The organism is Sphingomonas cynarae (assembly GCF_039537815.1).
In the GTDB taxonomy this organism is placed as follows: Bacteria; Pseudomonadota; Alphaproteobacteria; order Sphingomonadales; family Sphingomonadaceae; genus Sphingomonas; species Sphingomonas cynarae.
Genome location: NZ_BAABBF010000001.1, coordinates 39,180 through 62,184 on the forward strand (window position 1 = coordinate 39,180; position 23,005 = coordinate 62,184).

The window sequence follows — 23,005 nt, forward strand, 5'->3', positions numbered from 1 at the left end:
CCTAGTCCTCGTCCTTCGCTTCGCCCTTGCCGAGCTCGGCCTTGAGCGTGAACGAGTTGGTCGATGCGATGCGCTCCTCGCCGGTCAGGCCGGCCGTGACGGTGACCGAGCCGCCGTTGGTGCGGCCGAGCGTCACCGGGATCGCCTTGAAGCCCAACGGGGTGCGCACGAAGACATGCGGCTTGTCGCCGATCATCTGCACGGCCGCCGACGGCACGGCGACGCTGCGATCGCCAGTGGCCGGGAGCAGCACCGACACGCTGACGTTCTCGCCGACGCGCCATGTGCCCCCGGCGTTGTCGATGCTGGCGATCACCGGCACCAGGCGGGTGGTCTCGTCGAGGATCGGCGAGACGAAGGTCACGCGGCCTTCCTGACGCCGTCCTGCCGACGTGACTTCGACACGCGCGCCGGGCGCGACGCGCCCGGCATCTGCCGGCACCAGCGACATCGTCACGGATACCTTGGCGAGGTTCGCGACCCGGAAGATCTCCGCGTCGGCGGCGATCTGCTGGCCGAGCGTCGCCGAGCGGGCGATCACCTGACCCGAGATGGGCGACCGCACGGTGATGCGGTTGAGGGCGCCACCGCCGCCACCGGTGGCCGACAGCTGTTGACGGGCGAGACGTAGCGCGATGTTCGCCTCGCTCGCGGCAGTGCGCGCGGCGACGAGGTCCTGCTCGGGCGATACGCGTTCCGCGTACAGGCGCTGCTCGCGGCGCAGGTTCGACTGCGCCAGCGCGGATCGGGCGCGCGCCGCTTCCACCTCGGCGTTGAGGCTTGCGGCCTCCCGGCTCTCGATGATGGCGAGCGTATCGCCGCGCCGGACCGGCTGGCCGAGATTGCGGGTTAACGAGACGAGGCGGCCCCCGATGGCGGCCGAGACCACCTGCACGCCCTGCGGATCCCCCTCGATGGTCGCGGGGAGCTCGATAGCGCCGGCGACTCCGCCGATGGTCGGGCGGGTCACCTCGATGCCTGCGTCGGCGATCTGCTGCGCAGAGAGCGTAGCGGTCATCGGATCGCCCGTAACGGCCTCTTTGGTCTCCCCGGCTTCGCCGGCGTTCTCCGTGGGCTCCGCCGAGCGGCCGCAGCCAGAGACGGCGAGCGCCAGGACGGCCGGTATCGCGGCCTTCATGATGCGGTTCATCGTTGATCGTCCTTGAGCAGCGGCGCGGCGGAGGTCAGCCGTTCCAGACGCGCGTGAGCATCGTGATGGGCGGCCAGCGCGTCGATCGCGGCCGTCCGGGTTTCGAGCAGCGTGCGTTCGGCATCGAGAAGATCGAGCTGCCCAAACTTGCCTTCGCGGTAGCCGATGCGGGCGATCCGGGCGGCTTCGGTGGCCGCTGCAAGCGCCGGTCCAGCGGCGTTGCGCGCCGTGGTTGCGGCGTTCTCGGCATCGGCCTGCGCCGTCGCCACGTCCTGCTCGGCGTCGAGCAGCGCGACCCGCTGCTGTGCATCCGACTGCTCGCGCTGCGCCTCCGCCACGGCGATGCTGGCGCGCCCGTTGTTGAAGACGTTGAGCGGGATCGAGACGCCGAACACCGCAGCGACGTCGTTGGTCTGCTCCAGCCGCCGTGCGCTGGCGCTGACCGTGAGGTCGGGTACCTGCTGGCTGCGCGCCAGACGCACCTGCGCGCTCGCCGTATCGAGGTCCGCGCGCGCCGCTACTACTGACAGGGTCCCGGAAGTCGCCATCGGTCGCATCGTGCCGGCCGAAGGCACCGCGTCGAACCAGCTGCGGTCGAGCTGTCCCACCGGCATTCCGAGCAGCCGCGCGAGATTTCCGGATGCAGCCTCGGCCGACCGTCGCGTCCGTTCGAGCGCCTCTTCCGCAGAAATGCGGGCGACGTCCGCGCGCTGCTCCTCGAGCGGCGATGCGCGACCTGCCTGCACCCGTATGCGAGCCGCGCGCAGCACCTCGGCGGCGATGCCAACCTGCTCCTCGGCAATGGTAACCCGACGCTGGGCGGCGGCGGCGGCGTTGTAGGTCTGCGTCACCCTCAGCCGCAGGTCGGCACGTGCAATCTCGGCCTGGAGACCGGCACGTCCGATCTGCGCCTCGGCGACGGCGATGCGGGCGCCGCGCTTACCGCCGAGCTCCAGCGGCAGCGCTAGGCCGAGCGTCGTCTCAGAAGAGCGCAGCCCCTGATAGATGCCGGTGCCCGCGACGTTCTCCGCCTCTCCGACGATGGACGGGTTGGGACGAAGGCCGGCGACGCGCCGCTGCGCTTCGGCGGCACGAATGCCGGCCGCCGCCGCATCCTGGAAGGGCGACGACGCGCCGGCGCGATTCAGCGCCTCGGCGAGCGTAAGGACCGGCGCCGGGGCGACGATCCGGTCGGTCTGGGCCTGCAGCGACGATGCGCAGGCTCCTGCGGCCAGGACGGCCGCGATGATGCGATGCATGGAATGCTCCTGACCGTAGTGCGTGGACGCGCATCCGCGCGCCCGAACGACGCGTCAGGCCTGCGGAGGTCGGAGAGCCGCTTCCGGGTCGTGCCCGCTCAGCGCGCGGCTGAGATCAGCTGGCGGCAAGGTCGATGCCGCGAGGATCGGGATCGCCGCCGTCTCGATGATCGGCGTGTTCACGTGGTGCTCGTGGCAGCTCGCGTGGTGGTGCGGGTAGCCCTTGTCGGCATCGGCCGGGACCTCGTCGCCGTCGCCGGGCGCGTGGGCGGCCATCTCGGTCCTGCTCATCTCGACGCCGCCTGCTTCGGCAGCATGCGCCATGCCGGCCCACGTCGTAAGGACCAACATCAGGCACGCCAGGAAGGGCACGAGCTTGCGCATGCCTTTTCCTATCATTCCGCCGCCACCGTGTAACCCCGTCCATTCGGGACGATCTCGGATCGCGCCTGCATGATGATCTGCACGCCGCCGCTGATGCCGAGCACGGCCATGATGCCCGCCACGATCAGGTCGGGCCAGGCGGTGCCGGTCCCGAACACGCCGGCTGCGGCGAGCACCACGGCGACATTGCCGATCGCGTCGTTGCGCGAGCAGATCCAGACCGACCGCATGTTCGCGTCGCCGGTGCGATAGCGATACAGCATCAGCGCGACACCGGCGTTCGCCACCAGCGCGATCACGCCGACCACGCCCATGATCCCGGCCTGCGGCGTCCCGCCGTGCCAGACAGCCCACAGTGCCGCTGCCAGGACGTAGATGCCGAGGATCGCGAGCGTCGCGCCCTTGAGCAGTGCCGCCCTCGCTCGCCAGGCCAGCGCCGTGCCGGCCACCCCGAGACTGATCGCGTAGTTGGCGCTGTCGCCGAGGAAGTCGAGCGCGTCCGCCTGCAGCGCCTCCGATCCGCCCGCCACGCCGGCGACGATCTCGGCGGCGAACATGGCGGCGTTCACGCCCAGCGCGATCCAGAGCGCCCGCCGCCACGTGGGATCGGCGGACGTCTCCTTGTTCGATGATGCGCAGCAGCTGCCGCAGGCCATGGTCGTCGCCCTTCGTCTTCCTCGTGCGACGCCCTATATGGACCCTGTAGCTGCTACAGGGTCAAGAGATGAATGCACTGACGATCGGCAAGCTGGCGGGAGCGACCGGCACCAAGGTGGAGACGGTGCGCTACTACGAGCGCGCGGGACTGATCGCCCCTCCGGCTCGGACGGCGGGCAACTACCGTTCGTATCGACCGGAGGATCTGGAGCGGCTGCGCTTCATCCGCCGCACGCGCGATCTCGGCTTCCCGCTGGACGAGGTGCGCGCGCTGCTCGACATGGCTGAGCAGCGCGATCGGGACTGCGGCACGGTGGACGCACTGGCCAACCGGCACCTGGAGGAGATCGACCGCAAGATCGCCGATCTAACGGCGCTTCGGCGCGAACTGGCGGGCGTCATTTCTAGCTGCGCTGGAGGCACCATGGCGGAGTGTCGCATTCTCGAGGCATTCGCCCCGGGAGCCCGTTGATGTAGGCGGAAGCCATGTACGTTCTGGATAGAGCCGCCTTCGGCAAGCTCGTATCGGCTGCGGAAGTCGTCTCCGTCGGGGCGAGCGGGATACCCAGCCCCACGCCGCAGCACTACTTCGCATGGTACTCTTCACCCGTCCGTTGGTGACGGCCAAGAGCTTCCAGGTGCTGACGCCAGCGCTCGGTCCGAACAAGCGCGGAAACCTGTCACATCGAGACGATGAACGGGTGTCCTAAGTTGTGACGCGGGAAAAGGGGCGTGAACGTCCGGCTGTGGGTCAAAATTGCTGCGACGTGACTCCATTGGCATGAGCAATTTGCCCGTGATGAATCTGGCACCAGCGGCACGGTCCAATCCTGAATAGTGGGCGGGCGCAAGGGCCCGCCTCACATTCATTAAGACAGCGGCGGTTGCCCGTTTGACGCGGTCAGCCCGCCATCGACTGGCAAGTTCACGCCCGTCACAAAATGCGCGTCCTCGCTCGCCAGGAACGCGATCGCGCCCGAAATGTCGGCGGGCTCGGCACCACGGCCCAATGGGATGCGCTCTTCGAACTTGGCAATCAGCTCAGGCTGTTCCTTCATCCCCGCAGTCAGCGCGGTGTAGGTCAGCGACGGATTGACCGCATTCACGCGGACGCCGTGCTTCGCCTCGTCCATCGCCAGCGCACGGGTGAAGTTGCTCACCGCCCCCTTCGCCGCGCAATAGAAGCTGTGGTTCCAGTCGCCGCCCAGCCCGGAAACCGACGAGACGTTGACAATGCAGCCTTTCGATTGGCGCAGATGGGGGATTGCCGCGCGGCTCATATGAACCACGCCGTACAGGTCGGTCTCGATCACCTTGGTGAATTCGGCAAAGTCGCCCTCGTCGACCTTGCCGAGATGATCGACGCCGGCGTCGTTGACCAGCACGTCGATCCGACTGAAGCGATCGATCGCAGCCTGGACGAGAGCTTCACATGCCGCGCGGTCCGACACGTCGATCTCGCGGGTTTCGACTGTGCCGTGCAGCTCGCCCGCCAGCTTGTCGAGCGCGGCCTTGTCGATGTCGCCTAACACCAGCGTTGCGCCTTCCTCAGCGAAGCGGCGCGCGGCGCCTTCACCGATCCCCGAGGCGGCACCGGTGATGACGATGACCTTGTTGGAAAAGCGCGCCATTACGCATTCTCCGCCTGAACGTCGTGCTTGCCTTCGAACTTCATGATTGTCCTTTCACTATCGTCAGCACTGGCGTTCAGCTTAGGCTGGAATGTCCCGGATGTCGGCGGTGTTCGCGGCGGCAATGCCGTTCTCTCGGTGGCGGAAGTCGCTGAGCGCCTGGTAGACCTGCATGCGCGCGCGCATCACGCCGCCGAGCGGGCGATGCACTTCCAGACTGTGGGCCGGGCGGAACGTCATCACCTCGTCGAAGTAGCGGACGCGGTCGGGACCATAGGCTGACTGCCGCGGCAGTCGGATCGTGGCGACGGTGCGATACGGGCTTTCGCTCGTCGGCCAGTCGACGGAGGTGTCCTCGATGGGCTGCGTCTCGGCATCGGTCCACAGCTGCGCCCGAAGCTCGAACACCGCATCGTTGCCCTCGAAGTAATCCACCGCGGCATGGCGGAAGCCATCCTCGTCCTGATGAGGGTCGAGCTGCCAATCGGCGAGTGCCTTTTGCTCGGCTGCAACGGGAAACGCCCCGATCTTGGCGACATGGTCGCCGAAGCGCACCGGGCATTGGCTGAAATATTCCTCGACCAGCGGGTGGCTGAAGGGATGGCCGTAGAAGTCCAGCGTCGGGCTTGGACCCGCGCCGACGGCGTTCAGCACCTTGTTGATGTTGCGAGCGACGGAAGCGGCCGCGCTTTTCACCCCCTCAGGCATCGGAACCGTCAGGCCGATCTTCTTGGCCTGGGAAAGGAAGCCGGCGGCGGTCCCCGCCGGAAAGGTCGTGCCGCTGGCAAGGACGAAGTCCTGCGTTGGCGCATCATGGCCGGGCAGCTTCGCGCCCTCGACGCCGAACACCTTGATAGACATGCCGCGATGGGTCGAGACGCGATCGCCGAGCTTCTCACCGGGTCCTTGCGCGAAGCGGACGGCGACATCGAACGTGCCAGGTTCCGCGAACAGGCCCTGTGCGAGCTCGGGCGGCAATCCGGGCGCGACGATGAGCTTGCCGATCACGCACGCCGTGCTCTTGGCGTGGCTCGCCCGCACCGCGTGCCCGTCGCGCTTCTCGACCGTCTGGCTCTCCTGGGTCATGCCCTGGATGATGCCGTCGGTGCTCTCCTGTTCGTCGGGCTCTCGTGTTTCGACATCGGGCGAATAGCGAAGATAGGTCATGGGATGTCCGATCACTTGGCGGGAGCGAAGGAGAACAGCTGCGTCTTGATCGACGGCGGTGCGCCGGGCGTGAACCAGTTGGTGTCCTGAATATGGCTGGCGGTGACGTACATCGTTCCGTCGCGTCCCTCTGAGAAGGTGTCGGGCCAGCGCAGCCGGCGGTCGGCCAGCACGGTCTCGACGGTCGCGCCGTTCAGCCGCTTGATGGCATAGTCGGTCGGTGACGTCAGGTAGAGCACGCCTGCCTTACTCATCCACAGACCATCAGCGACGTGGGTCTGCGCGACCGTCTTCACCGCTGCCGCCCTATCGGCCTCGCTGACGTCTGATCGCAGCTTCGCGGTGTCGATCGAATAGAGCGTTTTTCCGGTCAGCGCCTGATAGAAGAGCGTCTTGCCGTCCTTGGAGATGGCGATGCCATCGGCGGCGAAGGCGGGCTGCCGGCCATCGGGGCGGACCAACGGCTTGCCGTCGAGCGTAACCTTCACCGTCTTGTCGATCTGCGTCGAGGCGTGCCCATCGAGCGCGCGGTGGCTCTTGCCGCTTTCCAGGTCGACGACGATGATCGCGCCGCGCGTGCCGCTGTCGGTGATGTAGCCGGTCTTGCCGTCGGGCGAGAAGCGGATGTCATTGAGATACGTGCCCTGCAGCGCGACGTCGCCGGGAACCAGGATCGTCTTCGTCACCGTGTTCGACGCCAGATCGATGCGGACGAGCTTGGGCGCGCCTTCGAGGATCTTCTCGTTCCCCGGCGCGCCGGGATCGAGCACCCAGAGATTGCCGTGACCATCGGGCACGATCGACTGCACGCAGACGAAATATTCACCGACCGGCAGTTCGTTGGCGCGGGCGTTGCGCCAGCTGTTCCACTTGGCGTCGGGATAGGGGCGTAAGGATCCGTCCTTCATCACTTCGGCGACGGAGATAGGCGCGTCGTCGGTCCAGCGGGGGAAGTTGACGAAGCGCCGTCCATCCTCGGTCACCGCCACGCCGGTCGCCTGATGATCGAACTGCGCCACCTGCGTCAGCTGTGCGCTGCGTCCCTGGGCATGGGCAACGCCGGCTGCGGCAGCGGCGACCAGGCCGATGGCGGCAATCCCGGCGGCATAGGGGGCGGCTTTCTTCATGGACAGGTTCCTATCGGTGACATCGGTGAGCACGGCGGGATTGCCGGCGAAGAGGGTAAGGAGGTGGCGCACCACCGCTTGCGGGTTCTCCCGCTGCGGGAAGTGGCCGACCCCGGTCATGGTGATGCGCGCGAACGGCCCGGCGAATTTCGCTCGCACGTCCTTCGCGGTCGAGGGAGGGTTCACGCCGTCGGCATCGCCGTGGATGTAGAGCGTCGGCAGCGACAACGTCTTGGTCGCCTTGACCTTGTTCTCCAGCCAGGCGCTTCGTGGATCGGGTTCCGCTTCGCCCCAGCGTGCGCGATAGCTGTGGAGCGTCACGTCGACCCAGTCGGAATTGTCGAACGACCGGGCGACACGGTCGAACGTCGCCTCGTCGAACCATCCCGGTGGCGACCAGTTGACCCAATGCAGATGGGTGAACCCGCGCCAGTCCGCACGTACCGCCTCCGCCCCGCGCGCGGTTGCCATGAACCAGTGATACCATTGCCGCTGGGTCTGCTCGAACGGCGGCGTAGGCATGCCGCCGAGCCGGGGCGGGGTCGACAGCATGGCCATCCGCTCTACCCGATCGGGCCACCCGACGGCCAAGGCCTCGGCGGTGTTCGATCCCCAATCGTGCCCGGCGACCATGAAGCGGTCGATGCCGAGCGTGTCGAGCAGCGCGATCATATCGATCGCGAGCATCGCGCTGTTGCCGGTTCGCGAGGTATCGTCGTTGAGAAAACGCGTGGCGCCGAACCCACGCAACGTCGGGACGATGACGCGGAACCCTTCCGCGGCCAGTGTGGGCGCCACCTGATCCCACGTCGAAGCGTCATCCGGCCAGCCATGGAGGAGGAGCACCGGCTGTCCCTCCTCCGCGCCGTGAATCGACACCTCCATGTTGAGGTCGCCGGCGGTAATCATCGGCATTCGTCAGCCTCCTGGCGGTTCAAACCTTTGCGGACGTTTCGTCGACCCTGCCATTTCACCGTCGCTGCGAAACCAGCGGTTCAACGGCCTTCAGAACGGCCAAGTGCCCAATTCGCCTCCAAGCCGATCTGTCCACGGTCAGCGTCAAGGGACCGAACGCCACCTTCGCCGTTCAGGCGCGACCGCCAACAGGCTCGTGATAGGGGCAACCGTTTACGCGGGCGCGGAAGTCGGCGGAGTGGCGGTAGGTCCCGTTGCGTGCCCGATTGATGTTGCCGAGCGGCTGATGTGCGGCAAGACCGGTCCAGATCGAGAAGCGCATCTCCTCGTTGATCTTCTGAAACTTGTCCTCGGTCAGGCTGTCCTGCTTGGCCGCCCGAATGGTCGCCACGGTCTGGAAGGGCGCATCGTCCTGCTTCCACTCGACGGTCGGGTCCTCGACCGGTTGCTCCTCGAGGTCGCGACACAGTTGCACCCGTACCTCCCACTCCATCTCAAGCACCTGGGTTTCCGACCGGATCACGTCCCGCAAGGCGTCCGGCCGGCCAGTCGCGTCGATCGTGGTGTCGGTCTGATCGGTTAGGTCCTTGGACACGGGGAAGATCGCGAATTTGGCGATGTAGTCGCCGTAACGGAACGGCGTGACGCTGAAGTAGGTCTCACCGAGCGGATCCGAGTTGGGCGCCCCGCCGAGCGTCTGCACTTTCGGGCTTTCAATCCCGACCGCGCTGAGCACGGTGTTCACACCGCGCAACACCTTGGACATCGCTTCCTTGGTGCCCTCGAGCTTGTCGGTGGTGCCTGCCAGGAGCTTGAGGTTACCCAGGAACTGGTCGGCGGTCTTGTTCTGGAACACCGAGCCGTTGACCATGACGAAGTCCTGCGTCTGTCCATCGGCACCGGGCAGGCGTTCACCGTCGACGTCCATCACCTTCAGCGCCAGACCACGCGGCAGGCTGATGGTATCCGGCAGGATGTCGCCCGCGTTGGTCGAGAAGCGCATGACGACCTTGTGCTCGCCCGGGGTGGCAAACAGGCCTTGGGCCAGCTCGGGGGAAAGCCCGTCATGGACAATTAGCACCCCATCGAGGAAACCGTGCGCCTTGGCGTGGACCGAACGTACAGCGTGACCATAGTCCTCCGCTGTCGTCTCAAGGATCTTGTCGAACGTCTCGTTGAGCTTCGTGATCGTCTCGGCTTCGTCGGGTTTAACATCCTCGACGTCGGGAGAATAGCGGACGGGGGTCTGGGTCATGGTCATTGGTCCTCTCCGGCAAGGAGGCGGCGGCTCGACGCCGCCGCCGTCACGCTCAGCGGCGGGTTGCTGGCGCTTCGAACGCCGTCTTCAGCCGTGCGACTGCGAGATCATTCGCCTGCTTGGCGCCGTTCACGACCTTGGCCATGCCGAAGAACTCATGGGTCACGCCCGGGAAGGTCTTCTGCTCGACCTTGTCACCGGCCGCCCGCATCGCGGCCGCCAGCGTCTCTCCATCCGAGCGTAGCGGATCGATCTGCGCGTTGATGATCGTCGTCGGCGGCAGACCACGCAGGTTGGCGGCGACCAGGTTCAGGCGCGGATCCTGCGCATCCGCCTTGCTCGTCTGATAGTAGTAGCCGAACCACGGCAGCATCGCAGTGTTCAGCGGCTTGGCGTTCGCCGAATCCCGCCGCGAAGGCAGCGTCATACTGCTGTTCGCGATCGGATAGACCGAGACGATGTGGCGCGGCACCGTCAGGCCGTTGTCGCGCGCGTAGATCGCGGTCGCGACCGCAAGGTTGCCGCCGGCGCTCTCGCCGACTGTCGCGATCCGTGCGGGGTCGCCACCCCAGCTCGCCGCATTATACAGCGTCCAGCGATAGGCAGCAGCCGCATCATCATGCTGCGCCGGAAACTTGAACTCGGGTGAGTGGCGGTACTCGACCGAGACGACGATAGCGTTCAGCGCCTTCGACATGGCCCGCGGTGCGGCATCGTAGGTGTCGACGTCGGCAATGACCCAACCACCGCCGTGGTAGTAGACGATGACCGGCATCGGCTTGCCACCCGCAGGTGCGCCGGCCGGCTTGTAGATGCGCGCGAATTGCTTGGGGTCGCTGCCGTACGGCAGGTCCCGCGTCGTCACCGACGAATCAGGCGCGGTCGACATTCCCTTCTTCCGCATCGCCGCCTTGGCTCCGTCCGCGGCCGAGGGCTGCATGCGGGCTTCCGCAGGCGTGAGCGTTTCGATCGGCTTGCCGCCGAGCGACGCGAGCGCGTCCAAGACTGACTGCATGTCGGGTGCGGCTTTCGGGGGCTGCATGGATGTCGCGGGCGGCGGCGGCGGAGGAGGAGCGGCAATCGAGCGAGGTGACTGGGCCAGAGCTGGAATGCCTGCGATCGCGGTCGACGCGGCGATCAGCGTTAGAACGGTTTTGCGCAATGGTCCCTCCTGTAACTGTCTGTTTCCCAACCATTGGGCGAGCCTCAGCGTTTCGGTACGAAAGTAGACCCAAGCGTTTGAGCAGCGGGGTTCGGAAGTATGGACGGCGGCATGGATGATCAGGCTTTGAAGGTGGATGTGACCCCCAGTTCCAACGCGTTGCCGTGCGAGGCGAATGCGCTGCTACGTCTTTTGAATGACGCTGACCGCGCCGCCCTTGCGCCGCATCTGGAACTGGTGCCGTTCCGCAACGGTGACATGATCGCGCGCGCCGGCGATGCGGCAGACAGCATCTGCTTCCCGTTGACCGGGATCGCTGCGATACTCGACTCACTCGAGGGCGACCGCCGCTACGCGGTCGCGCTGGTCGGAAGCGAGGGGTTCATTGGTTGGCAGTTGCTACTTGGCAACAAGCGCTGGTCGCATGACGTGGTGATGCGGGCCGAACACGGCACGGCTATGAGGCTGTCGGCCACAGCATTGCACAGGATACTGGTCGAACGTCCAGAGATCCGAACCGTCCTGCTCCGCTTCGTCGACGTGGTCATGACCCAGATGTCCAGGACGATCGTCTCGTCGCTCGCGCATTCGATCGAGCGGCGGATGGCGCGATGGATCCTGCTCTATCACGACCGGGTACGCGAGGACGACATCTGCATGACGCACGAGGAGTTCAGGCTCATGCTCGGCGTCCGCCGCAGCAGCGTGACCGACGCACTCCACAAGCTCGAAGAGGATGAGGCTGTTCGCTCCGTGCGTGGGCGCGTCATCGTGCGTGACCGGGATCGGCTGCTGCGCCTAGCTGGTGACACCTACGGGTTCGCTGAGGCGGAATACCGACGCCTACTAAGCCTCTAATCAAATTGAATTTGATGACGTTCGCCCCCCGGGGGACCGTATATATAGCTTGAAACCACTCAAATTTCGCCGACCTGCCCCGACCGGTAAGATTGGACGCTCAATCAAAATGAACGAATGGCCGAAATTGGGGTAGGGTAGATACGTCGCGAATGTCCGGATGTGGGTCCGAGCTGCCGAAGTTCGGCTTAGCGCCGATGGCGTGACAGGAACGCCCACATGACCTCATTGTCGACGACTGACCAGCTGTGCTGACCACCGCGTGTCACACGCGTTGCAACAGTTGCGCCGTCTGGGCAGCGTGCATAGCCTTGCTCGTAAACCGTCGCGTTTAGGTTGCGAGCATAGGGTTCGGAGCAGCCGTTCAACACTGCCCAGCGCTGCAGGGCTGTGGCCTGCGCATATTGCCAGTAGGGCGCGCCGCCCCCGGTGATCGGGTTAGTAGTGTCAGCATCGCCGGCGAAGGCTAGAAGGGGCAGCGGCACTTTGGGGCGACATGTTGCGGGATCGGCTTGCGTTCGATCGGACGTGAGCGGGCGTCCAGCGCGCAGCCCGACCACCGGTGCGATCGCAGCGAAACGTCGTGCGACGACGCAGCCGAGCCAGGAGGCCATCCGTCCACCGCCTGATAAACCAGTAACGTAAACGCGCCTGCCGTCGACGCAGCCGGTTGCGACAAGCCGGTCAGCTAGGCCTGTCAGATAGGCCACATCGTCGCGTGCGTCCTTCGGCGGCATGGTGCCCGTGACAGTAGGGACGCCGGGGATATTCCAAACGAAGCCACGAGCCGCTGCAATACCGCCGTCAGGCGCTACGACCACAAAGCCATGCCGATCTGCCGTGTCAGCAAGATGGCTGTCGCGCAGCATCTCTGCCCCGGTGCCCGTGCTGCCGTGAAGCAGAATCACAAGCGGCATGGACTCACCTACATGCGCGGCGGGAAGGTGAACCAATGCCCGTTCGGGTAGAGCGTCAATGCGACCGAGACTGCACTCGGCACGAGCGACGCCAGCGACGAAGCAGAGGCTGAGGGGCATCAGAAGACGAAGAAGCAGCATTTTTCTAATCCCCGAAGTCAGCCCTTTGCTCTCAGAAGCGATTACAACACCGATGAATCAGTGTCCAAAGTTGGGCGGCAGGCGTCGCCGTCGTGACGACCGGATGTGGGTCGTCCTCTCTTTCATCAGGTTGACGCATAGCGTTACCAAGTTGATGTAGATCAGTGCGATGGGGGCTCTTCCCTCCCCGCCGATTCCGGGCCAGGCTGATTTGCGAAGCACGGCTGAGGCCGCGCTTCGGTGCGACGAGGCTCTCCGAAATACCGCTGGCAGGCCCTCGGTCAACGTCGTCACCTAGGCCGGGGGTCTGCCAGCGGCAGCTCGCGAGTGCGCTCCCGTGTTGGATCCTAAAGAACCCGCCGCACACCAGGCGTCAGCGCGCCGTGCGGAGGTGGACGAAACCCGGCCTGGTCCGACACCGTTCGTCCAACCGCTGCTCTCCTCGATAGAGGAGATGAACCCCATCGGGTTGGGGTTCGAATGCCTCGCGACGATCGCGGGCCGTTCGGATCAGAACACCCGTTCGATCCGCCCCTGCAGGGGTAAGGATGAGGCCAATTTCGAGACCACCGGTTCTCGAAAGGAAAATGGCGTGCGCGTATTGCGCAAGAAGAGCCCGATCAGCGCTGCGGCGGTTCGACGCGTTCTCGACGCGGCGAGCAAGGCGGGATTCACCGTCGCGCATGTCGAGGTGCAGCCGGACGGCACAATCCGTCTGTCGGCTGGGGGATCGCTTGAACCCGTCCCGCCAACCCCGAACGACATCTTCAGCGAATGGGAAGCCCGACTGTGATCGAGGGCGTCCACTTCGTTAGGAAACGCCTCGCCGGCGGTATCAGCCGCTGGTACGTCTATGCATGGCGCGGGGGGCCGGTCGTCATGTCGGCGGATGGGCGAAAGCCATCGTTGACGACGGAAGCGCTGGAAAGGATCGCGTCCGCTAGGAGGGATCGGGATGCAGCGCGCAAGCCCCGTCCCACGACGATCCAGACGCTGATCGACAAATGGCGCGACAGTTCGGAATGGTCTAACTTCACACCGAACACGCAGAAGACCTGGGGGTCAAGCATTCGCGCCATAGAAGTAAAGTGGGGCGAGGTCCCACTTGCTGTGTTCAATGATACTCGAATGATCGCGAAGGTAGTGGACTGGCGCGAGGATCGTAAAAAGACGCCGCGCGCGGCGGACAATGGTGTCACCGTGCTGCGCGCGTTGCTAAAATTCGGGGTGCAGCGGGGCGATCTCAGGATCAACGTGGCAGAGAAGATCGCCAAGATATACGTCAATGGGCAGCGCGCCGAAATCATCTGGACGAAGGATGACTTGGACTTTTTCGAAAAGGCCGCCGGTGAAAAGGACCGTGCCGTCTATGAGGCCGTTCTATTCTGTTCGGTGACCGGGTTGCGTCGGGAAGATCTTGCGCGAGTCACCTGGGCATCAGTAGGTGAGTTCGCCATAGTCAAGAAGGCGATGAAGAGCAGTCGAGGCAGGCGCCACTTCGCGACGGTTCCGCGGATCGCTCGATTGGACGCCGTGCTTGAGTTGCTCAAAGTTCGTTCACGTGTGTCAGGTGTCGATACGGTTCTCGTCAACCCACGAGGCAGACCTTGGCACCTTGATACGCTGAGCAAGGAGGTCGCACGCATCGCCAAGCTCGCCGGCATCGTTCACATCGACGTCGACGAAGAAGGCGGCCCACCGCGGCAGCGACGCAAGCACCTTCACGATGTCCGCGGCACCTTCGCCACCTATCTCATGACCGAGACCGACCTTGCCGATGCCGAGATCGCCAGTATCATGGGATGGTCTGTCGAGGAGGTAACGCGGATCCGTCGCATCTACGTTGATGACACCGCCCGCCAGATCGCGCTCGGCAAGCGCATCGCCCGCGGCCTGACGCCGCGGTGAATGCCACAAGATGCGGGCCATGCATGTTGACGGCGGACCGGGGCTCGTGGCATTGGCTGCCTCGCCACTGTAAACCGGAATTGTAAACCAGTGCGGCGCAGAGGGCCTTTTCGACGCTAAGTCGTTGAAATGCGGGTGTAGCTCAATGGTAGAGCAGAAGCTTCCCAAGCTTACGACGAGGGTTCGATTCCCTTCACCCGCTCCATAACAACCGGCTCTATAACAGACAGCCGTTCCCCCGATCCCGTGGCGCCGCGAACAGGATCGCGGATCGTGGCAGTGCCCGGTCACCCCTGACCGTACCCTGTCCATGGGTATCCGGGCGCGGCATCGGCAGACATGCCTCGGCGGACCGGCGATAGGTCCCCCGCCGGGCACCGGATCGTCGAAACGGTAATCCCCGATCTTGTGACGATACCGCCCGATGATATCGCGGCATCTCCCGTCCGTCGCCGAGTCGCTGTAAGGCGGCGGTTCCGTGGGTATGGCAGGACAGCGTGGGTAATGGACGACGAACGACGACGGCATCTGGAAGCCAAGCTTCTGGAGGCGCTTGCCCTGGCGGATGCGATCGAGGAATATGCCGTCGGCGCGATGCTGTCGGCCACCATCATGCATCTCCGCACCGATCGTCAGGATGCGTAACGTGAAGGTCCCGTCATGGCCGCCGATCCGGCGCTGATCGCGACGCTCTCACCCCAGCAGGTGGCGTGTCTGCGGCTGGTCGGCGAACTGCGCACCTCCAAGCAGATCGCGGAAATCCTCGGCATCTCGTCCCATACCGTCGATACGCACCTGTCGAACGCGGTCAGGAAACTGGCCGCCGCCAACCGGATGGAGGCGGCCCGCCTGCTCGGCGACGCCGGGGGCGCGTCTCCCCCGGGCCCTCCCCAGGGCCCTCCCCAGGGATTGACCGGTCAATCCCCGCCAGTGGCCACCAGCCCCGGGCCGGTCATAGATCATGCCGGTCAGCACGATGACGTCGCACCGGTCGGCAGGCAGGTCGCGCTATCACGCTGGCTCCGTCTGGCGATCATCGCCGGCGGTGCCGTCGCCTTGGTCTACGCCGTCGTGCTCGTCGTCGTGGGGGCCGAGGTCATCATGCGGATGACCGGCGAATATGGTCATTCGCGATCCGCTGGTGTGGCGTCCTCCCCGCCGGGAGCGTCACGGGGAATGTAGACATGCAGCATAGACGACAAGCCATCGCCCGCACGATCGCAGCGCCGCTGCTGGCCACCGAGCAGGCGATCGACGAGGCACTGGCGCAGGCCGGCGCCATGGCGACCGCCATGGCGAACGGGCGGACCGCCGCCAAACTGCCCGCGATGGTCGGCCAGGACGTGTTCGAAAGTCTGGGCGCCGCGATGACCGCGCTGTTCGAGGCGCGCCGCCGGATCGTGGAGGCCCATGCCGGGCTGGATCGCACCCGCGAATATCTGCGGATGCCGGAAACCAGCTATGGCGACATGTCGCCCAAGCCCCCGCTTCCCGCCGCGCACCTGACCGCGGTGGACCGCGAGGCGGCTTGACGCATGGCGGCGGCGGGCATGACGGTGCCGACATGACGACCAACGTGATCCTGTTCGCGCTGCTCCAGCTGGGCGTCTCCGGCTATGCCGCGTGGCGCGGGGGCAAGCCCGAACGGTTCGTCGCCATCGCGATGTTCGCCGCCGCCTTCGCGACGATGATCGCCTACGCCCCGCTGTCGCGGCGGTTCGCGGGGGCGGAATTCGGGGTGCTCGCGGTCGATGTCCTGCTGTTCGCGGGGCTGACCGTGATCGCGCTGAACGCCAACCGATACTGGCCGATGGCGGTGGCATCGCTGCAACTGGCCTCCCTGATCGTCCACCTGGGCAAGCTGCTGGATCTCACGATGGGCGGCTGGGCCTATGCCCTGCTGCTCAAGCTGTGGGCCTATCCCATGCTGCTGACGCTGCTGGTGGCGACGATGCGCCATCGCCGGCGGCTGGTCCGCTACGGTGTCGATCGACCTTGGACTTCATTCGATGCCAGATAGCATGAGATGCCGGGCCCGCCGGATGTACGACGATCGACAGCGCCGCCGGGATTTCGTCCCGGCGGAACTGCTGACCGATCCGGCATGGGACATCCTGCTATGGGTGTTCATCGAGACCGAACACGGCCGCCGCGTGACGTCGCTGGAGGCGGCCGTCGCCGCCGGCGTTACCAACGACATCGGCCTTCGCTGGATCAGCGCGCTGCGCAAGGCGGGGCTGGTCATGCCATGGTGGGCCGACGACGATTCCGATTCCTATGTGATGCTCAGCGACACCGGCTATCGCGGCATGCAGCGGTATCTGCAGGCCGACGCCTGATCCGCGACCGCGCGGTCAGCGCGCCGACCACAGGTCGCGGATGCCGAGCGCCCGGTCGCTGACCCCGAAGAACGAGGCGAGCCGGTGATGCTCGTCGGGTCGCAGCGCGCGGGGTACGCCGTCGTTGATGAAGCGGGACAGATAGCCGTCGGGACGGCCGATCATCCGCGACAGCGCCGCCCGGCTGCTGGCGCCCGCCGCGATCGTCGCGGCGAGCGACCGGCGCGGACATGCCTCGCCGCGGGAGGAGACGGAACGGCTATCGGGAGCATGGATCGGCATGCTCCCAAGATAGGAGTTCTGCCTATGTTCTCAATGCCCTGGCCGGGTTGCGGGGCCGGGTTGCCGGGAGCGATCCGGACGTCGGATGGCTCCCGGCAATCCCGTTCAGCCGGTCGGGCTGGCGGCGTTGACCTCGTTGGCGGGCGGCGACACGTAGCGCAGCGTCTGCACCTGTTCCTTGGGATCGATCCGGCGGGTGCGGGTGAAGGGGGGCAGCGTCTGCGGCTCGCCCGTCTCCAGCGCGCGCACGATCCCCTCGATCACGCGCAGGTCGGCCAGCCCTTCCTCGGCGTCCGGCTCGGGCTCGCGATCCTCCAGGATGCATGCGGAGAAATACTTCATCTCGCCGCCGAACTGGTCGGTCGCCTTGAAGCTTTCATGGCTCTTCTTCTCGCCGATCGTCACGTTCTGCTCGATCGGATCGCCGAAGCCGTAGGCCGGGCTCATCTGGATCGACCCTTCGGTGCCCGCGATGATGAGGCTGTTGACGTTGTTCATCGCGTACGAGACGGTGAACTGCGCCAGCCGGTTGCCCGGCATCCGCAGCGTGACGGCCAGCGTATCGTCGAAATTCGCGGCCTGCGCCGGCGAACGCCGTACCCCCACCGCCGACACGACCTCTACCGGTTCCGCCCCGAACAGGTAACGGATCGCGTTGATCGGATACGGCCCCATGTCGAACAGCGGCCCCGCCTCGATCCCGTTCTCGGTGCGGTGGTTGTCGGGATCGACCATCTGCCCGAAGCACGAGGTGAAGGCGACCAGATCGCCCAGCTGGCCGTCGCGGATCTTTCCGATCGCATCCAGCGTGCCGGGTTCGAAATGCAGCCGGTACGCGGTCATCAGTTTCGCGGACGAGGCCTGCGCCGCCGCCCGGATCGCCTCGCCCTGCGCGACCGACACTTCCAGCGGCTTCTCGCACAGCACGTGGATGCCCGCCTCCAGCGCCGGGACCGCGAATTCGGCGTGGCGCCAGTTGGGGGTGGCGAGGTAGATCGCATCGACCTTGCCCGACGCCAGCATCGCGCCGAACTGCTCGTAGCTGTAGGTATCTTCGACGCCGTACTGGTCGGCGACCTTGCGTGCCTTTTCCGGATCGCCGGTGACGAGCGCGACCAGTTCGGAATTGCCGGTGTGCTTGATGCCGGGCAGCATCGAGGCCTGCGCGATGTCGCCGAGGCCGACGACGGCGTAACGCACCTTCTTGCCGCCGAATCCGAATGCCGATGCGATGCTCATGCCTGTACTCCTGCAATGTCGGGGGTTTGTGCCCTAACGTCCTGCCTCCGCTTTCTCTCCCTGCCGCCGGAGCCGTCGGGGCCGCGCCGGCGTTCATCCCGCACCCTTCATCGCCGGAGCCTGCGTGACCACTTCCCCCCGACAGCACTGCCCTCCCCGCCGCGACGCCGCCGGCTATCTGCCGATCGAGGATTACGGCGCGCTCGGCGACGGGCGCGGCATCGCGCTCTGCGGATCGGACGGGTCGATCGACTGGTGGTGCGTGCCCAACATGGATTCACCGCCGCTGTTCGACCGGCTGCTGGGCGCGGACGAGGGCGGCCGGTTCGCCATCACCCCCGATGCGCCGTTCCATGTCGAGCGTCGCTACCGGCCGGACAGCAACGTGCTGGAAACCCGCTTCGTCACCGAAGGCGGCACCGCGACGCTGGTCGAATCGCTCAACAGCGGCACCGCCGGCCGCCTGCCTTGGGCCGAACTGGCCCGCCGGGTGGAGGGGGTGGAGGGCAGCGTCACCTTCCTCGTCACGCTGCGATTCAGCCGTCAGGCGGACACCGTCAACCCGTACATGTCGCGCGCCGGCCATCACGACCTGTTCCATGTCGGCCATGTCCTGGGGCTGTTCCTGCGCAGCGACAATGTCCGCGTCGACCGGATGGACGACACCGAAATCGCCGCCACCGTCACCGTGGCGGCGGGGGAGCGCGCGACGCTGGCGATCGTGGCGGGGGAGGACGAACCGCTGATCGTCCCCCCGATCGCGGAGATCGACGAACGCATCGACCTGTCCGACCGCGAATGGCGCGACTGGTCGGCCCGGCTGCATCATGACGGCGCGTATCGCGACGAACTGGTGCGCAGCGCGCTGGCGCTGAAACTGCTGCTCTATTCGCCCACCGGCGCGATCGCCGCCGCCGCCACCAGCTCGCTGCCCGAAAAGATCGGCGGCCCGAAGAACTGGGACTATCGCTACGCCTGGATTCGCGACGCGGGCTATTCGATCAAGGCGTTCCTGCGGATCGGCGCGTGGGGGGAGGCGAAGTCGGCCTTCACCTGGCTGTTGAAGCGGCTGGGCGATGGCCAGCCGCAGGTCTGCTATACGCTCGACGGCCGCCACGTGCCGCCGCCGACCGAGGTCGACGTGCCCGGCTGGCGCGGATCGCGGCCGGTGGTGATGGGCAATCTGGCCGGCGACCAGCATCAGCACGGCATCTATGGCGACATCTTCGAGACCGCGGGCCGCTTCGTCGCGTGCGGCAACGTCCTCGATTCGGTCAGCGCGGAAACGCTGTCGCATCTGGCGGACGAATGTGCCGATCGCTGGCGGCTGAAGGATGCCGGCATCTGGGAGCTGGAGGACCCGCAGCATTACACCATGTCCAAGATCAGCTGCTGGCAGGCGTTGCAGCGCGCGATCGAACTGGTCGATGCCGGGCAGATGCCCTCCACCTGCCGCGAACGCTGGATGCGCGAGCGCGACCGGATCGCGGCGTGGATCGGCGAGCATTGCTGGTCGGAAAAGCGCGGCGCCTATCTGATGCATCCCGATACCGACCGCCTCGACGCCAGCGTCGCGCTGGCGGTGCGGTTCCGCTTCGACGGGCAGGACCGGCTGTCGCGCACGCTCGACGCGATCGACCGCGAACTGGGCGCAGGCGCCTTCCATTACCGCTATACCGGCGCGGACAAGGAGGAGGGCTGCTTCATCGCCTGCACCTTCTGGGTGGCGGAGGCGCGCGCGCTGCTCGGCCAGCAGGAGCGCGCCACCGCGATGTTCGAGGCGGCGATGGCGACGCTGGATGGCCACGGCGTCGGCACCTATGCCGAGATGATCGATCCAAAGACGCACGCCTTTCTCGGCAACACCCCGCAGGGGCTTACCCATCTCGCGATCATCCAGGCGATCGCGACGCTGGCCGGGCGGGCATTGTGATGGGACAGCATGGGTGTACGATCGCGCCGGTCCTGCCTACACCGTCGTAACGAAGACGGGGCCAGAGACGGGGCCGGAAAGCGGAGCGGTATGACGATCATCCGGCGATTGACCCTGACGCTGCTGGCCCTGTTCCTCGCCTCCCCCGCCATCGCCGCCGATCTCGTCACCGATCGTCCGGCGCGCGGCGGGCTGGCGATCGCCGCGAACGGCGTCGCCGCCCCCGTCCTGTACGACCCCGCCGACCACCCCGTCGTCGTCCATGCCGCGCAGGGGCTGGCCCGCGACATCGCCACCGTCACCGGCATTACGACCGCCGCCGCGCCGTTCGCCGGCCAGACGCCCGCCACACCGCCGATCATCCTCGGCACGTTGGGCCGCAACGCGCTGATCGACCGCCTCGTCCGCACCGGCAAACTCGATGCCCGTCGCCTGACCGGGGCATGGGAAAGCTTCGTCATCACCATCGTCCGCCGCCCCGCCCCCGGCGTGCCCGTGGCGCTGGTGATCGCGGGCAGCGACCGGCGCGGCACCGCGTTCGGCGCCTATGAACTCAGCGAGGCGATCGGCGTGTCGCCATGGCACTGGTGGGCGGACGTGCCCGCCCGCCGCCGCGCCGCACTGTACGTCGCGCCCGGCACGCACCGGTTCGGCCCGCCCTCGGTCCGGTATCGCGGCATCTTCCTCAACGACGAGGACTGGGGCCTCCACCCCTGGGCGGCGCGCACCTTCGAGCCGGAACATGGCGGCATCGGCGCGAAGACCTATGAACGGCTGTTCGACCTGATGCTGCGGCTGAAGGCGAACACGCTGTGGCCGGCGATGCACCACGTCAGCGCGCCCTTCAACCGCGATCCCGCCCATGCGAAACTGGCCGACGACTACGGCATCGTGATGGGATCGTCCCATGCCGAACCGATGCTGCGCGACAATGTCGGCGAATGGACCGACGCGGCCGACCGCTTCAACTACGCCACCAACCGCGCCGGCGTCTCGCGCTATTGGGAGGACCGGGTCCGCAGCAACGGCCGCTACGAAAGCCTGTGGACGCTGGGGATGCGCGGCATCCACGATTCCGGCATCGTCGGTGCCGACACCCCCGCCGGCAAGATCGCACTCCTGACGCAGGTGTTCGCGGACCAGCGCGCGATGCTCGCCACCCATGTCGATCCGGCGGTGGCGCGGGTGCCGCAGATGTTCGTCCCCTACAAGGAGGTGCTCGACCTCTACCGCGCCGGCCTGAAGGTGCCGGACGACGTCACGCTGGTGTGGCCCGACGACAATTTCGGCTATATCCGCCAGTTCCCCGATGCCGCCGAGCGGCGGCGCGAAGGCGGCTCGGGGGTCTATTATCACCTCTCCTATCTCGGCGCGCCGCTCTCCTATCTGTGGCTCGGCACCACCCCGCCCGCGCTGATCCGCAGCGAGATGGGGCGCGCCTGGGATCATGGCGCGCGTACCGTCTGGATCGCCAATGTCGGCGACGTGAAACCGGCCGAGATCGGCATCACCGCCTTCCTCGCCATGGCATGGAACGTCGATGCCGCCCGCGCGCAGACCCAGCGCGATTTCCTGCACGACTGGGCGACGCGCAGTTTCGGCGCGGTGGCTGCCCCCCCGATCGCCAACCTGATGGACCGCTGGTATCGCCTGAACCTCGAACGCCGGCCGGAACATCTCCATTACGGCCTGCCCGGCCAGCGCCCGCGCCCCAGCCCGCTCGCACCGGCCGCGATCGACGCGCGCCTCGCCGCGTTCGATGCGCTGGTCGCCGATCTCGACCGGATCGAACCGGGTGTCGCGCCGGATGCGCGCGACGCGTTCTTCGAACTGGTCGCCTATCCGGTCCGCGCCGCCGCCGCCGCCAATCGCCGTTACTTCTCGGCCGAACGCTACGCCGCCTGGGCCGACAGCCGTCCGCTCCACGCCCGTCGCGCCGCCGCCGATGCCCGTGCCGCCGACGCGTTGGTCACATCGCTCACCCGCCGCTTCAACGACGACATCGCCGGCGGCAAGTGGCGGCACATCATGGCCGAGGAGCCGGCGGACAACCAATGGCCCGGCTACCGCCTGCCTCCCGTCGCGCTTCCCGCCCCCGGCCTCGCCGACCCCGCCGCCCCGGCGGCGCCCCCCGCCCCGCCCGCCGCCACATTGGTCGTCGAGGCGGAAAGCGCGACGGCGAAGGGCTGGCGCTTCGTCCCCGGCCTCGGTCGCGGCACCGGCGCGATGCTGGCGTCGGGCGCCGTCGGCACCCCGATCGCCTGGACGCTCGACACCGATCGCGCCGGCACGCTGGCCATCCAGTTGGTCCCGACCTTCCCCGGCACCGCCCGCACCGATTTCCGCCTGACCGTCACGCTCGACGGCACCCCTCGCACGATCGCGGTGCCGCGCCGCGCCGGCGACGCCGCATGGTCGGCGGGCGTCCTCGACAATCTCGTATCCGTCCCCCTCGGCCCCCTCGCCCCCGGCCGCCACCGCCTGACCATCGCCACCCCCGACGAGGGGCTGATGCTCGACCGCCTGACCGTAACGCCGTCCCCCGCCAGGGCGGCGGCACCGGCCCACTGACGCCCCGCCCGCCCTCACCGTCATGCCGCGCCCGTACCGGCCTGACGAAGCCGGGTTCGTCGCCCCCCATATTCGTCGCGCCGCCACCCCGGTCCGTCGGTCGCCTC

At 66.8% G+C, this 23,005-nt stretch carries 23 protein-coding genes and 1 tRNA gene; 12 read left to right on the forward strand and 12 right to left on the reverse strand.

Annotated elements, in window-relative coordinates; genetic code table 11:
* Position 1: 1 nt before the first annotated feature.
* From ABD719_RS00150 to ABD719_RS00165, 4 genes are read right to left on the reverse strand one after another with little or no spacing between them, the layout of a single operon-like run.
* Positions 2-1,150 (reverse strand): efflux RND transporter periplasmic adaptor subunit, encoded by a 1,149-nt coding sequence (locus ABD719_RS00150; RefSeq protein WP_344691101.1) that lies wholly within the window; start codon positions 1,148-1,150, stop codon positions 2-4.
* Positions 1,147-2,409, reverse strand: coding sequence for a TolC family protein (locus ABD719_RS00155; protein ID WP_344691103.1), 1,263 nt, complete (start codon positions 2,407-2,409; stop codon positions 1,147-1,149). Before ABD719_RS00155 ends, ABD719_RS00150 begins: the two co-directional genes overlap by 4 nt.
* Positions 2,410-2,463: 54 nt before the next feature.
* A complete protein-coding gene (locus ABD719_RS00160) occupies positions 2,464-2,793 on the reverse strand; it encodes a hypothetical protein (RefSeq protein WP_344691105.1) in 330 nt (109 codons plus the stop codon).
* Positions 2,794-2,804: 11 nt separating this feature from the next.
* Positions 2,805-3,449: a cation efflux transmembrane domain-containing protein gene (locus ABD719_RS00165; protein ID WP_344691107.1), complete on the reverse strand. Its 645-nt coding sequence runs from the start codon at positions 3,447-3,449 to the stop codon at positions 2,805-2,807.
* Positions 3,450-3,517: 68 nt separating this feature from the next.
* On the opposite strand from ABD719_RS00165, the gene ABD719_RS00170 reads away from it, so the two are divergent.
* On the forward strand, positions 3,518-3,922 hold the full coding sequence (locus tag ABD719_RS00170; protein ID WP_344691109.1) for a MerR family transcriptional regulator: 405 nt from the start codon (positions 3,518-3,520) through the stop codon (positions 3,920-3,922).
* A gap of 397 nt (positions 3,923-4,319) precedes the next feature.
* On the opposite strand, the gene budC is transcribed toward ABD719_RS00170, so the two are convergent.
* The 5 genes from budC to ABD719_RS00195 form a co-directional block, all read right to left on the reverse strand.
* On the reverse strand, positions 4,320-5,081 hold the full coding sequence (gene budC / locus ABD719_RS00175) for a meso-2,3-butanediol dehydrogenase (protein ID WP_344691111.1): 762 nt from the start codon (positions 5,079-5,081) through the stop codon (positions 4,320-4,322).
* A gap of 81 nt (positions 5,082-5,162) precedes the next feature.
* On the reverse strand, positions 5,163-6,248 hold the full coding sequence (locus ABD719_RS00180) for a catalase family protein (RefSeq protein WP_344691113.1): 1,086 nt from the start codon (positions 6,246-6,248) through the stop codon (positions 5,163-5,165).
* A gap of 11 nt (positions 6,249-6,259) precedes the next feature.
* On the reverse strand, positions 6,260-8,290 hold the full coding sequence (locus tag ABD719_RS00185) for an alpha/beta fold hydrolase (protein WP_344691115.1): 2,031 nt from the start codon (positions 8,288-8,290) through the stop codon (positions 6,260-6,262).
* A gap of 172 nt (positions 8,291-8,462) precedes the next feature.
* On the reverse strand, positions 8,463-9,545 hold the full coding sequence (locus ABD719_RS00190; RefSeq protein ID WP_344691117.1) for a catalase family protein: 1,083 nt from the start codon (positions 9,543-9,545) through the stop codon (positions 8,463-8,465).
* Between the two features lie 55 nt (positions 9,546-9,600).
* Positions 9,601-10,710: an alpha/beta hydrolase gene (locus tag ABD719_RS00195; protein ID WP_344691119.1), complete on the reverse strand. Its 1,110-nt coding sequence runs from the start codon at positions 10,708-10,710 to the stop codon at positions 9,601-9,603.
* A gap of 111 nt (positions 10,711-10,821) precedes the next feature.
* On the opposite strand from ABD719_RS00195, the gene ABD719_RS00200 reads away from it, so the two are divergent.
* Complete coding sequence (locus tag ABD719_RS00200; RefSeq protein ID WP_344691121.1) at positions 10,822-11,568, forward strand: Crp/Fnr family transcriptional regulator; 747 nt, start codon at positions 10,822-10,824, stop codon at positions 11,566-11,568.
* Between the two features lie 188 nt (positions 11,569-11,756).
* Here ABD719_RS00200 and ABD719_RS00205 read toward each other — a convergent pair whose 3' ends face one another.
* Complete coding sequence (locus ABD719_RS00205) at positions 11,757-12,626, reverse strand: CE1 family esterase (protein WP_344691123.1); 870 nt, start codon at positions 12,624-12,626, stop codon at positions 11,757-11,759.
* A 454-nt stretch (positions 12,627-13,080) separates the two neighbouring features.
* Between ABD719_RS00205 and ABD719_RS00210 the strand changes: the two genes are divergently transcribed.
* The 8 genes from ABD719_RS00210 to ABD719_RS00245 all read left to right on the forward strand — a co-directional run bounded on the left by ABD719_RS00210 (position 13,081) and on the right by ABD719_RS00245 (position 16,873).
* Entirely contained in the window at positions 13,081-13,419 is a 339-nt protein-coding gene (locus ABD719_RS00210) for a hypothetical protein (protein ID WP_344691125.1), read from the forward strand.
* A complete protein-coding gene (locus ABD719_RS00215) occupies positions 13,416-14,534 on the forward strand; it encodes a tyrosine-type recombinase/integrase (protein WP_344691127.1) in 1,119 nt (372 codons plus the stop codon). Before ABD719_RS00210 ends, ABD719_RS00215 begins: the two co-directional genes overlap by 4 nt.
* Positions 14,535-14,665: 131 nt before the next feature.
* Positions 14,666-14,739, forward strand: a tRNA-Gly gene (locus tag ABD719_RS00220).
* 299 nt (positions 14,740-15,038) lie between these two features.
* Positions 15,039-15,179 carry a hypothetical protein gene (locus ABD719_RS00225; protein WP_344691129.1) on the forward strand — a complete coding sequence of 47 codons (141 nt, stop codon included), beginning with the start codon at positions 15,039-15,041 and terminating at the stop codon, positions 15,177-15,179.
* 15 nt (positions 15,180-15,194) lie between these two features.
* Positions 15,195-15,716, forward strand: a complete 522-nt coding sequence (locus tag ABD719_RS00230; RefSeq protein WP_344691131.1) for a helix-turn-helix domain-containing protein — start codon at positions 15,195-15,197, stop codon at positions 15,714-15,716.
* 2 nt (positions 15,717-15,718) lie between these two features.
* Complete coding sequence (locus ABD719_RS00235; protein WP_344691133.1) at positions 15,719-16,066, forward strand: hypothetical protein; 348 nt, start codon at positions 15,719-15,721, stop codon at positions 16,064-16,066.
* 32 nt (positions 16,067-16,098) lie between these two features.
* Positions 16,099-16,554 carry a hypothetical protein gene (locus ABD719_RS00240; RefSeq protein ID WP_207105778.1) on the forward strand — a complete coding sequence of 152 codons (456 nt, stop codon included), beginning with the start codon at positions 16,099-16,101 and terminating at the stop codon, positions 16,552-16,554.
* Between the two features lie 22 nt (positions 16,555-16,576).
* Positions 16,577-16,873: a hypothetical protein gene (locus tag ABD719_RS00245; protein ID WP_344691135.1), complete on the forward strand. Its 297-nt coding sequence runs from the start codon at positions 16,577-16,579 to the stop codon at positions 16,871-16,873.
* A 15-nt stretch (positions 16,874-16,888) separates the two neighbouring features.
* Here the strand turns inward: ABD719_RS00245 and ABD719_RS00250 are convergent, their stop codons facing one another.
* Both ABD719_RS00250 and ABD719_RS00255 read right to left on the reverse strand, forming a co-directional pair.
* Positions 16,889-17,155, reverse strand: coding sequence for a hypothetical protein (locus ABD719_RS00250; RefSeq protein ID WP_344691137.1), 267 nt, complete (start codon positions 17,153-17,155; stop codon positions 16,889-16,891).
* A gap of 105 nt (positions 17,156-17,260) precedes the next feature.
* Entirely contained in the window at positions 17,261-18,394 is a 1,134-nt protein-coding gene (locus ABD719_RS00255) for a Gfo/Idh/MocA family protein (RefSeq protein ID WP_344691138.1), read from the reverse strand.
* A 124-nt stretch (positions 18,395-18,518) separates the two neighbouring features.
* On the opposite strand from ABD719_RS00255, the gene ABD719_RS00260 reads away from it, so the two are divergent.
* Positions 18,519-20,327 carry a glycoside hydrolase family 15 protein gene (locus ABD719_RS00260; protein ID WP_344691140.1) on the forward strand — a complete coding sequence of 603 codons (1,809 nt, stop codon included), beginning with the start codon at positions 18,519-18,521 and terminating at the stop codon, positions 20,325-20,327.
* Positions 20,328-20,417: 90 nt separating this feature from the next.
* Positions 20,418-22,898, forward strand: coding sequence for a glycosyl hydrolase 115 family protein (locus tag ABD719_RS00265; RefSeq protein WP_344691142.1), 2,481 nt, complete (start codon positions 20,418-20,420; stop codon positions 22,896-22,898).
* Positions 22,899-23,005: the final 107 nt, after the last annotated feature.

What these genes read in the sequence shown, in the direction of transcription:
- ABD719_RS00150 (WP_344691101.1), bottom strand. Translation starts at nt 1,150, where the DNA reads ATGAACCGCATCATGAAGGCCGCGATACCGGCCGTCCTGGCGCTCGCC.
- ABD719_RS00230 (WP_344691131.1), top strand. Translation starts at nt 15,195, where the DNA reads ATGGCCGCCGATCCGGCGCTGATCGCGACGCTCTCACCCCAGCAGGTG.
- ABD719_RS00235 (WP_344691133.1), top strand. Translation starts at nt 15,719, where the DNA reads ATGCAGCATAGACGACAAGCCATCGCCCGCACGATCGCAGCGCCGCTG.
- ABD719_RS00250 (WP_344691137.1), bottom strand. Translation starts at nt 17,155, where the DNA reads ATGCCGATCCATGCTCCCGATAGCCGTTCCGTCTCCTCCCGCGGCGAG.
- ABD719_RS00200 (WP_344691121.1), top strand. Translation starts at nt 10,822, where the DNA reads ATGGATGATCAGGCTTTGAAGGTGGATGTGACCCCCAGTTCCAACGCG.
- ABD719_RS00225 (WP_344691129.1), top strand. Translation starts at nt 15,039, where the DNA reads ATGGACGACGAACGACGACGGCATCTGGAAGCCAAGCTTCTGGAGGCG.
- ABD719_RS00185 (WP_344691115.1), bottom strand. Translation starts at nt 8,290, where the DNA reads ATGCCGATGATTACCGCCGGCGACCTCAACATGGAGGTGTCGATTCAC.
- ABD719_RS00155 (WP_344691103.1), bottom strand. Translation starts at nt 2,409, where the DNA reads ATGCATCGCATCATCGCGGCCGTCCTGGCCGCAGGAGCCTGCGCATCG.
- ABD719_RS00180 (WP_344691113.1), bottom strand. Translation starts at nt 6,248, where the DNA reads ATGACCTATCTTCGCTATTCGCCCGATGTCGAAACACGAGAGCCCGAC.
- budC (WP_344691111.1), bottom strand. Translation starts at nt 5,081, where the DNA reads ATGGCGCGCTTTTCCAACAAGGTCATCGTCATCACCGGTGCCGCCTCG.
- ABD719_RS00265 (WP_344691142.1), top strand. Translation starts at nt 20,418, where the DNA reads ATGACGATCATCCGGCGATTGACCCTGACGCTGCTGGCCCTGTTCCTC.
- ABD719_RS00190 (WP_344691117.1), bottom strand. Translation starts at nt 9,545, where the DNA reads ATGACCCAGACCCCCGTCCGCTATTCTCCCGACGTCGAGGATGTTAAA.
- ABD719_RS00205 (WP_344691123.1), bottom strand. Translation starts at nt 12,626, where the DNA reads ATGCTGCTTCTTCGTCTTCTGATGCCCCTCAGCCTCTGCTTCGTCGCT.
- ABD719_RS00165 (WP_344691107.1), bottom strand. Translation starts at nt 3,449, where the DNA reads ATGGCCTGCGGCAGCTGCTGCGCATCATCGAACAAGGAGACGTCCGCC.
- ABD719_RS00170 (WP_344691109.1), top strand. Translation starts at nt 3,518, where the DNA reads ATGAATGCACTGACGATCGGCAAGCTGGCGGGAGCGACCGGCACCAAG.
- ABD719_RS00255 (WP_344691138.1), bottom strand. Translation starts at nt 18,394, where the DNA reads ATGAGCATCGCATCGGCATTCGGATTCGGCGGCAAGAAGGTGCGTTAC.
- ABD719_RS00245 (WP_344691135.1), top strand. Translation starts at nt 16,577, where the DNA reads ATGTACGACGATCGACAGCGCCGCCGGGATTTCGTCCCGGCGGAACTG.
- ABD719_RS00160 (WP_344691105.1), bottom strand. Translation starts at nt 2,793, where the DNA reads ATGCGCAAGCTCGTGCCCTTCCTGGCGTGCCTGATGTTGGTCCTTACG.
- ABD719_RS00240 (WP_207105778.1), top strand. Translation starts at nt 16,099, where the DNA reads ATGACGACCAACGTGATCCTGTTCGCGCTGCTCCAGCTGGGCGTCTCC.
- ABD719_RS00210 (WP_344691125.1), top strand. Translation starts at nt 13,081, where the DNA reads ATGAACCCCATCGGGTTGGGGTTCGAATGCCTCGCGACGATCGCGGGC.